This is a genomic window from Vibrio sp. J383, from assembly GCF_023503985.1.
Classification (GTDB): Bacteria; Pseudomonadota; Gammaproteobacteria; order Enterobacterales; family Vibrionaceae; genus Vibrio; species Vibrio splendidus.
Map to the genome: position 1 here is coordinate 2,638,176 of NZ_CP097293.1, position 11,596 is coordinate 2,649,771.

Here is an 11,596-nt window from a genome sequence, read left to right on the forward strand (position 1 = left end):
AAAGGAACATTTATACGCGGAAACTCGCTTAAAATCGACCTTCCACATTCGAATTTATTGTGTTTTATCTGGCTTTGCTGCTTTTTAGCCCATCAAGTGCGCAAAGATTCATCAAAACCGAAAAAATTGCGCTAATTATATCTCGAAAGTACCTTAATCAGCAAAACTCTCGTAAAGTAGATTTTAGGGCGCGTTGACCTTTCGTGGTTAAATTTCGTTCGAGATAAAAGCGTTTTAATCGCGGCGAGGGGGAAGTAGCCTAGTCATTCTAAGCAAATCTCCCTCAACAAAGAGTAAAACGCTTTTAGCCGAACCCTTCGGGCAGCGTTTGCTGGTCATTTCTACTACGTTATCGGCTTCTCATGTAGGCTAGCTACACATCAAAGCCTCTGCCTTGTATAAATACCCAGCAACTCGCTGCAAAAACCAGCTCGAAAGATCAACACGCCCTAATTTCAAACCAAAAACTTTTTGTAATGACTGATAGCGTGATGAATAACGGTGTAATAGATGGATGATCGTGTAATAACAGAAACTTTACCTCTAAGACTTGGATTAACCATGTGGTCTCATTCCGAGTGGCAAAGTCAGTTCTATGGTAAGGGAACAAAACCTGCTGAACGCTTAGAGAAGTACACACAAGTTTTTCATACGGTTGAAGGCAACACGACCTTCTACGCCACACCGAGTATGTCGACCGTTCACAACTGGAAAGCCGCCAGTCACGGTGATTTTAGGTTCACCTTCAAGCTGCCAAAGTTCATCACCCACCAGCAACAACTCAGGCACTGCCAAGCCGAGCTCAAAGAGTTTTTAATGACCATGTCGCCACTCCACGACCGTATTGGCCAATGGACGATTCAGCTACCACACAGTTTTGAACCTAGCATGCTGCCTGCCCTGCAAAAGTTTTGTACCTTGTTCCCCAAAAATATGCAGCTCGGTGTAGAGGTTCGTCACCTTGGTTTTTTTGATAAGGGTGATGCAGAAAAGCGCTTCAATCATTGGTTAATAGAAGAGGGGATCAATCGCATTATCATGGATAGCCGTCCCGTTTTCTCCGCACCACCAACCACAGAAGCGGTGATCGATGCTCATCAGAAAAAACCACGCGTTCCCGTGCATGCGATTGCGACCGCCAATAATCCTATGATTCGATTTATTGGCCACCCAGATCAAGAACCTAATATTGAATTTTTTAAGCCTTGGTTTGCCAAAATTCCAAACTGGCTTAATGAAGGCAAACAACCCTATTTAATGATCCACACCCCAGACAATAATCACGCACCTGAACTCGCTATTGCTATTTATAAGCAGCTACAAAAACAAGTGTCTGAAAATACATCACTTATATTGCCTGATCTCGCTCAATTTCCAGCACAGAAAGGCAATCATCAAATCTCGATGTTCTAGCCCATCACCTATCAGTAACTTCGAACCTTGAGCTAAATCTCAGTTTTCGTGACAGCCGCGCTTTTTTTACGTAAAATACGTCCCCTTTTATTTGGTATGAATTTTGTGCCAATTACGCTGACTGTCGAGAGAAAATGCCATGAGCAACACAGACAATATCTTTTCCGCTCCTATTGATAAAATTGGAGACTTCACCTTTGATGCAAGGGTTGCTGAAGTATTTCCGGATATGATTCAACGCTCGGTGCCTGGCTATAGCAATATCATCTCTGCAATCGGCATGTTGGCTGAGCGCTTTGTAAAGCCACATTCAAATATTTATGACCTAGGCTGCTCTCTTGGCGCGGCGACACTTTCTATGCGTCGCCATATTCAGCAAGAAGGCTGCACCATTTTCGCTGTTGATAATTCACAAGCGATGGTTGAACGCTGTAAGTTGCACGTTAATGCTTACCGCAGTGACACGCCAGTAGAAGTCATTGAAGCCGACATCCGTGAAGTAGAAATTAAAGACGCCTCTGTTGTGGTTCTTAACTTTACGCTGCAATTTCTGTCTCCCGACGACCGATACGCTCTGCTTGAGAGAATTTATGCAGGCTTGCGCCCGGGCGGGATCTTAATTCTGTCAGAAAAATACGTATTCGAAGATGAAAGTTCAAATGAACTGCTTATCGATCTGCACCATGATTTCAAACGTGCCAATGGATACAGCGAGCTTGAAGTAAGCCAAAAACGTAGTGCAATCGAAAACGTGATGCGTCCAGACTCGATCCCTGTCCACAAGGAACGCTTTGATAAGATTGGCTTCTCAAGCAGCGAAGTGTGGTTCCAATGCTTCAACTTTGGTTCAATGTTCGCGATTAAATAGCGTACATACCCAGTCAGCTCGTACTAAAACGTCATCCTCAAGAGCGAGGAACGAGCGAGTTGGGGAGCGCTATCAAGTACGATAAACCGAGATTCCCTATCATGTTCGTCCCTCACTGTAGGGAATGACAAATTTAATTTTTATTTTAGGGTTTATTGACCCTATTAACTCAGTGAAAAACTATGTTTAATTTTGCCAATTTTTATCAACTCATTGCCCAAGACACTCGCCTACAGCCGTGGCTCAATGTTCTTCCTCAACAGCTGACGGATTGGCAAAATGCAGAGCACGGTGACTTCGACCGTTGGTTACGTGCACTGAATAAAATCCCTCAAGGCGTGCCTGACCAAGTTGATCTGAAAAACTCAGTAACCATTGGTAGCTCGACACCATTTCACACAGGTGAACTTAAGAAGTTAGAAAGCTTACTAAAGACCTTCCACCCGTGGAGGAAGGGTCCTTACACCGTTCACGATATCCATATCGATACGGAGTGGCGCAGTGACTGGAAATGGGACCGTGTCCTTCCTCATATTTCTCCATTGAAAAACCGCTCTGTGCTTGATGTAGGTTGTGGCAATGGTTACCACATGTGGCGCATGCTAGGTGAAGGCGCACGCCTAACAGTGGGTATCGACCCTTCTCACCTATTCTTGGTTCAGTTTGAAGCTATTCGTAAGTTAATGGGCGATGACCAACGTGCTCACCTATTACCTTTAGGTATTGAGCAACTGCCAAAACTAGAAGCCTACGACACTGTATTTAGCATGGGTGTGTTGTATCACCGTCGTTCACCACTGGATCACTTGATTCAGCTGAAAGACCAATTGGCATCTGGCGGTGAGCTGGTTCTTGAAACCTTGGTGATTGAAGGTGACGAGAATGCGGTATTGGTCCCTGTTGACCGTTACGCGCAAATGAGAAATGTGTACTTCTTCCCTTCTGCTCGCGCGCTGAAACGCTGGCTTGAACAGGTTGGCTTTGAAGACGTACGTATCGTTGACGAAAATATCACGACGATTGGCGAACAACGCACAACAGAATGGATGACACACAACTCTCTTCCAGATTACCTCGATCCGAACGATCCAACTAAAACGGTTGAAGGTCACCCGGCACCGAGACGTGCTGTTCTTGTCGCGACGAAACCGTAATTTCTATAGGACCAAGCCATTAACTCTGTGGTCACTAAGTCTTAGTTATTTATATGTGTAAGTTTTGATTAGCAAGAGCATGAATTGTATAAAACTTACGCTCATGCTTAACAAATGAACGAACTCAGATCACAATAATTTTCGTAGCGCTCACATAGCGATTCAATATGACCAGACTCTTACAATAGGATGCTTCACGCGTCCTTTTTTGTGGGATAAACTACTAAATAGTCTGAACTATTCTCTAATTCTCAAAGGTTTTTTATATGTTTAAGCGATTATCGCCTATCGTGGCGGTTGGTTTGCTCTCTGGTTGTACCCTCACGAACGGTGCTACCTACCACCAAGAAACTCTCGACGCTATTGCCCGCTCAGAGACAAACATCGCAAATAAGGTTCAAAATCTTGAACTACAACTAAGTAATCAAAGTGATTATATTGAAAGCTTAGAAGACGAAATCACCACTCTTTCTAGTCAATTAGATGTTCATCTGACCAGCATGGAACATAAGGTTATTGAAGAGCTAGAGCAAGAAGAACCCGTCGTCGTTGCCGCTACTCCTGTCACTACTACGTTACAACCGACCATCCTTGGCGGAATCGAAAAAGTGTCTATCGACTCGATCAAACAGAGCTTTGATGCGCGTGTTGATACTGGCGCAACCACCTCTTCTTTAAATGCTGTCGACATCAAAGAATTCGAACGTAACGGTAAAGACTGGGTGAGATTCCATTTGGCCGATAAAGCACAAGCTGTAGAAGACCAAAAATGGATTGAAGCGCCCGTTGTGCGGTATGTAAAAATCCGTCAGTCAACGAATGACCAGACAGAACGTCGAGCTGTGATCGAATTATGGGTAAAAGTTGGAAATATCCATGAAAAAGCGCAATTTACATTGGCGGATCGCTCTCAAATGAGTCACCCTGTATTACTAGGGCGCGAATTTATCAAAGACATAGCGCTAGTAGATGTAAGTAAAAAGTACGTACAAACGGAAGTTAAATAACAATAGTAGGGTAAGCTATGACGTCAAGAATTCCATTTTATATCTCTATTTTCCTGCTCATCGTGGCAGGTATAACACTGAGTATGTTCAGACATACAACCTACGGTGTACCTTGGACTCCAGGGGAAACCAGGCAGGTTTGGGACGTTGAAGCTCGTATCGAGTTCAATGCGGTTGGTAAAGAAGCAAAAGTTTCATTAGCTGCTCCTCACACTCAATCTAATTACACACTTATTGGTGAGTCAGCTTCATCTCCAGGTTACGGCATCTCTTACTTGAACACCGAGTCAGGTCGTCGTGCAGAATGGTCTATTCGCCACGCTGATGGCCCGCAAACTATCTACTACAAGACTCAATTCCTAGTTGATAACCAAGCAAAAATTGATGCGATACCACCAGAAGGTGAAATTACGCAACCAAGCTTTGATGGTCCAGAAGAAGCGGCAGCGTTGGCACTGATTGACCGAGCAACCAAGCGCTCAGCAGACAACATCACCTTCACTCGTGAACTTATCAAAACGCTTAATGATCCAGACAGCCAAAACTCTGCGCTGATTCTGAATAACATGAGCAAAGTTGAAGCAACACACAAGCTACTTTCAGCAGCAAACATTCACAATAAAGTGGTTGGTGTTATTGAGCTAGAAGATGGACGTCGTCGTCAATCTATCCAGCAAATGAACCAGATCTGGGATAACGACCAATGGGTTTTATTCTCTCCTGAATCAAGCGAACAGCAAGTTCAGCCAAACCTGCTAATTTGGGATGAATCAAATGTATCTCTATTAGACGTGGTTGGCGGTCAGAACAGTAAAGTTCACTTCTCAATGATTGCTCAGGAGGTGACTCCCACTGAAGCAACCAACAGTAAAGTCTCTGCTGATCAACTGTTAAACCTTTCAATTCACAGCCTACCGTTAGAAGAGCAAGCGATGTTTAAAACCATCATGCTGATTCCTATCGGCGCTCTGATTGTTGTGTTCCTACGTGTCATCATCGGTCTGAAAACGTCTGGTACGTTCATGCCTGTACTGATTGCAGTAGCCTTTGTACAAACACAATTGGTAACGGGTATTGTCGGCTTCCTACTTATCGTAGGTACAGGTCTTATTATTCGAAGTTACTTATCCAAGCTCAATTTGCTACTGGTCGCCAGGATATCCGCCGTAATCATTACGGTAATCATGATTATCTCTGTGTTTACTGTTGTGGCGTTTAAAGTCGGTCTGACTGAAGGTCTATCGATTACGTTCTTCCCAATGATTATCCTATCTTGGACTATCGAACGTATGTCTATCCTTTGGGAAGAAGAAGGGGCGAAAGAGGTAGTGCTACAAGGTGGTGGTTCTCTATTTACCGCTGTTCTTGTTTACTTAGGCATGACTAACCCGTTCATCCAGCATTTAACGTTTAACTTTATTGGTTTACAGCTTGTTATTCTAGCGACCATCTTGCTACTAGGTAACTACACAGGCTACCGTCTAACCGAGCTTCGTCGCTTTAAACCGCTAGCGGAGGACTAAGTTATGTTTGATCAATTTACTTCACCGTTTAAGTTGAAAGACAAAGGCATAATGGGAATGAACAAGCGTAACCATAGCTATATTGGTCGCTACAATGATCGTTCCAAGTATCCACTCGTTGATGACAAGCTTAAGACTAAGATTATCGCTGAACAAGCTGGTGCAACCGTACCAACACTGATTGGCGTTATTGGTCACCAAGCTGAAGTAAAAACAATCCACAAGATGGTTAAAGAGTGGCCGGGGTTTGTAATCAAGCCCGCTCAAGGTAGTGGTGGTAAAGGTATCCTTGTTGTTATTTCTCACAAGGATGGTGTTTATACCAAGCCATCAGGTTCGACTATCAATGAAGAAGACGTAGAGCGTCATATCAGTAACGCTCTCGCGGGTCTTTTCTCACTGGGTGGTAAGAACGACGTAGCCGTGGTTGAAAACCTCATCAAGTTTGACGAGTGTTTTGATGGCTTCAGTTATGAAGGTGTGCCCGATGTACGAATTATCGTATTCAAAGGCTACCCTGTGATGGCGATGATGCGTCTTTCTACTTCAGCTTCTGACGGCAAGGCAAACTTGCACCAAGGCGCTGTGGGTGTGGGCATCTGTATCGCGACGGGTAAAGCCGTTCGTGCGGTTCAATTTGACCACCCTGTGACTCACCACCCGGACACCGACAAAGAGTTGGCACAACTTCAAGTACCGCATTGGGAAAAACTGCTTACGCTAGCATCAAGCGCGTGGGAAATGACAGGCCTTGGTTACATGGGCACTGACATGGTTTTAGACCAAGAAGAAGGCCCAATGGTACTAGAGCTAAACGCTCGTCCAGGATTAGCAATACAGATTGCAAACGGCGCGGGTTTATTGCCTCGCTTGCATCATATTGAAAACCTAGGCACGCCAGCTGAATATCCAAAACCTGCCGAGCGCGTGGCATACGCCGCAAAACAATTTGGTGTTCACGGTAACGAACTCGCTTCAAACTAAGTGATTAACTCGGTCATTTGACACCGAGCCTAGCTCAATAAATTAAGCCGCATAACTCTGAGAGTTACGCGGCTTTTTAATGCCTATTGTTAATTAGCTTAACGCTCGGAACTAAGCTTCTGTTGTTTCTGCTTCAGGCTCACGAATTGGGTCAATGCGGACTGCCGCCACCTTAAACTCTGGGATCTTAGCGTGCGGATCGGTTGCAGTCGTAGTTAAGCGGTTAACTGGAGATTCGACAAAATGGAATGGAATAAATACCACCCCCTTTTGCATTCGCTTAGTGACAAATGCCGCGATTTCAATTTCTCCACGACGGGTTGATACTTTGAGCATCTGGCCATTCGAGATCCCTAACGCTTCGGCATCATGAACACTCACCATCGCACGTGGTCCTGCCAAGTTATCAAGCCCTTTGGTTTTACGTGTCATGGTTCCTGTGTGGAACTGTTCTAGGATGCGACCTGTCGTTAATACTAGCGGGTATTCCGCATCAGGAAGTTCTGCTGCGTATCTAAACGGAATCGCTTCCATTTGACCACGTCCGCGAGTGAATTGAGTCTGGTGCATGATACGTGTGCCATCAGGGTTGTTCTTATTAGTTGGCCATTGGACGCCGTTCACCGTAATATTATCCCAACGTAAACCACCATACTGCGGCGTTACACGTGCTATCTCATTGGTGATATCAGCAACGGTTTTATAGTCCCAACCGCCGCCCATTGCGTTGGCTAGCATTTGAATAATCACCCAATCTTCTTTCGCGTCACCAGGCGGATTAACAGCAGGATTAATACGTTGGACTCGGCGCTCTGTATTGGTGAAGTGGCCAGACTTTTCAGCAAACGAACAAGACGGCAGAACCACATCGGCATACTGAGCGGTTTCGGTTAAGAAAATATCTTGAACCACTAGGAAATCCAACGCTTCAAGACCTTCAATCACATGCGCTTGATTTGGGTCACTCAACACTGGGTTCTCACCCATGACATACAGACCACGAACATCTCGATGGCACGCTCCATCAATAATTTCGGTGAGCGTTAACCCCGCTTCCGCTGGTAAATCAGCAACACCCCACTCCATCGCAAATTTTTGACGAACTATCGGGTTATACACTTTCTGATAACCTGGAAGGTTGTTCGGCAATGCCCCCATATCACACGCTCCCTGAACATTGGATTGACCACGTAATGGGTTGATACCACCGCCTTCGATACCAATGTTGCCACACAAGAGTTGTAGATTAGCGATTGAACGTACATTGTCGTGACCAGTAGTGTGTTGCGTAATACCCATCGAATAATATACGGCGGTGCGTTCTGCAGTACCAATCAAACGAGCCATCGCGAAGATATCTTCCGCTTTCACGCCAGTCACCAATTCGACTTTATCAAGTGAGTAGCTTGGTGACATGACTTCCTGCAATAAGGTATCAAAGCCATCAACACGATCATCAATATAATCTTGATCGTACCAACCGTGTTTGATGATCTGCTGCATCACACCATTAATCAGCATCACATCGGTGCCCGGTCGGTGCGCTAAGTAAAGCTCAGCATGGTCAGCAATATCGATTCGTTTTGGATCAGCAACGATCAATCGTGCTCCACCATGCCTAACCGCTTGCTTGATGTGCGAGCCAATAATTGGGTGTGCTGAAGTAGTATCTGAACCGATAATAAAGATCACATCTGAGTGCTTGATACTTGGAATATCATTGGTCATTGCACCGCTACCCAGCGAAGCCTCTAAACCGGTAACAGTCGAAGCATGACAAAGACGTGCACAGTGATCGACGTTATTGGTACCTAGTTCGCGACGTATGAATTTTTGGAAGACATAGTTGTCTTCATTGGTGGTTTTCGCCGACGAGAAGCCCGCCAAAGCATTGCTACCAAAGCCCTGTTTAATCGCGGTAAATTTATCAGCAATGAGTTTAATCGCTTCTTCCCAACTTGCAGGTTGCAACCAGCCATCTTTACGAATTAATGGTGTGGTTAAACGCGCATCACTGCCCACAAAATCGAAACCGAATCGCCCCTTAACACACAACATACCTTCATTAACCGGAGAGTCACCGCCTTCGATATAACGGATTTTGTTTTTCTGCTCATCGATATGCATGGTTAGCTTACAGCCCACACCACAATAGGTGCAGATGGTATCGACTTTCTTGAGTAAGTCTGTGTCTCCCTGCTTTCTATCACGAGCATCCACCATTGCACCGGTCGGACACGCCTGAATACAAGATCCACATTGAACGCAGTTTGAGTCGCCCATTAAGGTCTTGTCTGCCCCAAAATTAGGACGACATTCAGGTCTTGATGCAGGCTTGCCATCAAATTGATTCATGAAGCTTAGAACGCCATGGACATTCTGTTCGCGGCACGCTTGGATACACTGCCCGCAACTGATGCAGCGGTTGGCATCAAAGATAATAAATTCTGAACTGTCGTCAACAGCAAATTTTTGTCTTGTTAAACCGACCTTCGCTTCTTCTGCACGAATCGCCTGCCAACTCTCATTCGAAGCCACATCGATTTTGTACTCTGGATGTGTTTGCGTTGCCTTGTATTCGGTCGAGTAGTCTCGTAAGTCGCAATCGGTGTTGGCTTGGCAGCCACATTCTAGACATCTTGCTGCTTCCGCAATTGCATCGGCATTATCAAACCCTGTTTCTACTTCGTCGAAGCTTTGTTCACGCTGCTCGGGTGTTAGCTCTGGCATGATCTTACGCGCCATACGCTGTATGGATTTGTATTGCTCAGGATCCACCGCTTTGAGCTGCTTGTGCTTTCTTGCATTAAACGGTTTAACCGGAATGTTATCCATATCGCCATGAAAGAACCGATCAATCGCCTGTGCAGCAATGCGCCCATCCCCCACCGCTTCCACTGCGGTTGCAGGGCCGCGTCGGAAATCACCAATACTAAAGATATTGCCAGTACCTGTATGCATGGTTTGCGGATCGGCATCAGCGGTATTCCAACGAGTAAGAGGAATATCAATCGCTTCATTGTCCATAAAGCTCAGATCCGGCTTTTGCGACACGGCAGCAATAACCGTATCAAACGCTTCAACAAAGAATTCGCCTGTTGGTTTAGGGCTGCGACGACCTGAAGCATCAGCCGGACCCAAAGCCATACGCTCTAATCGTATTTCTGATACATGACCATTTTCATCGGCTATGTTTTCTGCCGGGTTGGTTAAGAAATGGAACTTCACACCTTCATGCTCAGCTTCTTCGATTTCGTAATCTTCTGCCGGCATCTCATCTCGAGTACGACGATAAATCAGCGTAGTATCCGCGCCATCACGCACCGCTGTTCGAGCGCAGTCAATCGCGGTATTACCACCACCAATCACTGCAACCTTTTTACCAGTGACATACTGCTGATCGATCACGTAATCTTTCAAGTAATCGACGCCTAGATAACAACCGCCAAGATCGCTGCCCGGATAATTCATTTCAACTGCTTGCGATGCACCAACCGCCAAGCAAACCGCATCAAAATCGTTACTCAAATCAGACAGTGTAAAATCAACACCGAGTTTTTTATCACACTCTACCGACATCCCATTACGACACATCAGTTCGATTTCTTTATCTAGGATCGATTTAGGTAAGCGATATTCAGGGATACCGTAACGCAACCAACCTCCCGCTTTGGGCATCGACTCATAAACACTAACATCGTAGCCTTCGTTAGATAGGTAATAACCTGCTGTAAGACCACCGGGGCCACTACCAACAATCGCAATACTCTTGCCTTTGATTGGTTTCTTAGTTGGCATGTAGCTCTCTTGAGCGGCTAAATCTGCGTCGGCAGCGTGTCGTTTGAGTTGACGAATCGCGATGGATTCATCGACCAAGTTGCGACGACATTCCGTTTCACAGAAAGCAGGACATACTCGACCAATCGACAGGGGCATTGGTAGTGTCTTTTTGATAACCTCTATCGCTTTGATGTGATCATTTTGCGCAATATGATGCAGGTAAGATTGGATATCGACCCCAGCAGGACACGCTGTTTGGCATGGCGCTTCACAATCCGCGTAATGATCGGTCATGATACGGTTCAACGCGTCTTGCCGATGAATCGTTAACTGTTTTGACTGGGTGGTAATATTCAGCCCATTAGACACTTCAAGCTCACAAGAACGAGTGACACCAACGCCATCAACTTCAACAACACACAAGTCACACGGTACTTTATCCGCTGTTTTGTTCAAACCACATAAAGATGGGATCTCTAAACCACATGTTTTTGCCGCCTCAAGAACGGTTTGTCCTTGCTCGACAATTCGATATTTCCCATCAATAACGATTTGAATCATACCTAAGTCCTACCTTTACCTTTCGCACACGCGAGTTATCAATAATTAAAATTTAAGTAATACAATATTATTAATATTATTAAATCTATGTCATTACCATACATTATTTGTGGTTTTGTGCGTGTGACCTCAAACAAGTTCCATTGATAATAACCATAAGGTATGAGTGGTCTTATCAGTATCGACGAGAGGACTAGGCGGAAGGTACTCAGTTGTAGAAATTAAATTCAAGGTACAAAAAAGCCCCTAATGATTAGGGGCTTTGAACAAATATCATTGAGTCGCTTTCGAGCTTATAACACAGCT

7 protein-coding genes are annotated in these 11,596 nt (G+C 45.1%); 6 read left to right on the top strand and 1 reads right to left on the bottom strand.

What is annotated here, in order from left to right:
- Positions 1–510 precede the first annotated feature (510 nt).
- From M4S28_RS11885 to M4S28_RS11910, 6 genes are all read left to right on the top strand, one after another.
- Positions 511–1,413: a DUF72 domain-containing protein gene (locus M4S28_RS11885; RefSeq protein WP_249631868.1), complete on the top strand. Its 903-nt coding sequence runs from the start codon at positions 511–513 to the stop codon at positions 1,411–1,413.
- A 139-nt stretch (positions 1,414–1,552) separates the two neighbouring features.
- Positions 1,553–2,281 carry a carboxy-S-adenosyl-L-methionine synthase CmoA gene (gene cmoA / locus M4S28_RS11890; RefSeq protein ID WP_017078176.1) on the top strand — a complete coding sequence of 243 codons (729 nt, stop codon included), beginning with the start codon at positions 1,553–1,555 and terminating at the stop codon, positions 2,279–2,281.
- A 182-nt stretch (positions 2,282–2,463) separates the two neighbouring features.
- Complete coding sequence (gene cmoB, locus M4S28_RS11895) at positions 2,464–3,435, top strand: tRNA 5-methoxyuridine(34)/uridine 5-oxyacetic acid(34) synthase CmoB (protein ID WP_054547297.1); 972 nt, start codon at positions 2,464–2,466, stop codon at positions 3,433–3,435.
- Positions 3,436–3,701: 266 nt separating this feature from the next.
- Entirely contained in the window at positions 3,702–4,442 is a 741-nt protein-coding gene (locus tag M4S28_RS11900) for an ATP-dependent zinc protease family protein (protein WP_004736465.1), read from the top strand.
- A 17-nt stretch (positions 4,443–4,459) separates the two neighbouring features.
- The gene (locus M4S28_RS11905; RefSeq protein ID WP_004736464.1) at positions 4,460–5,965 is read left to right on the top strand and encodes an inactive transglutaminase family protein; all 1,506 of its coding nucleotides are present in this window, start codon (positions 4,460–4,462) and stop codon (positions 5,963–5,965) included.
- A 3-nt stretch (positions 5,966–5,968) separates the two neighbouring features.
- Positions 5,969–6,949, top strand: a complete 981-nt coding sequence (locus tag M4S28_RS11910) for an alpha-L-glutamate ligase-like protein (RefSeq protein WP_004736463.1) — start codon at positions 5,969–5,971, stop codon at positions 6,947–6,949.
- A 111-nt stretch (positions 6,950–7,060) separates the two neighbouring features.
- Here the strand turns inward: M4S28_RS11910 and fdhF are convergent, their stop codons facing one another.
- Complete coding sequence (gene fdhF / locus M4S28_RS11915; protein ID WP_249631869.1) at positions 7,061–11,290, bottom strand: formate dehydrogenase subunit alpha; 4,230 nt, start codon at positions 11,288–11,290, stop codon at positions 7,061–7,063.
- Positions 11,291–11,596 lie beyond the last annotated feature (306 nt).

What these genes read in the sequence shown, in the direction of transcription:
- M4S28_RS11905 (WP_004736464.1), top strand. Translation starts at nt 4,460, where the DNA reads ATGACGTCAAGAATTCCATTTTATATCTCTATTTTCCTGCTCATCGTG.
- fdhF (WP_249631869.1), bottom strand. Translation starts at nt 11,290, where the DNA reads ATGATTCAAATCGTTATTGATGGGAAATATCGAATTGTCGAGCAAGGA.
- cmoA (WP_017078176.1), top strand. Translation starts at nt 1,553, where the DNA reads ATGAGCAACACAGACAATATCTTTTCCGCTCCTATTGATAAAATTGGA.
- M4S28_RS11900 (WP_004736465.1), top strand. Translation starts at nt 3,702, where the DNA reads ATGTTTAAGCGATTATCGCCTATCGTGGCGGTTGGTTTGCTCTCTGGT.
- cmoB (WP_054547297.1), top strand. Translation starts at nt 2,464, where the DNA reads ATGTTTAATTTTGCCAATTTTTATCAACTCATTGCCCAAGACACTCGC.
- M4S28_RS11910 (WP_004736463.1), top strand. Translation starts at nt 5,969, where the DNA reads ATGTTTGATCAATTTACTTCACCGTTTAAGTTGAAAGACAAAGGCATA.
- M4S28_RS11885 (WP_249631868.1), top strand. Translation starts at nt 511, where the DNA reads ATGGATGATCGTGTAATAACAGAAACTTTACCTCTAAGACTTGGATTA.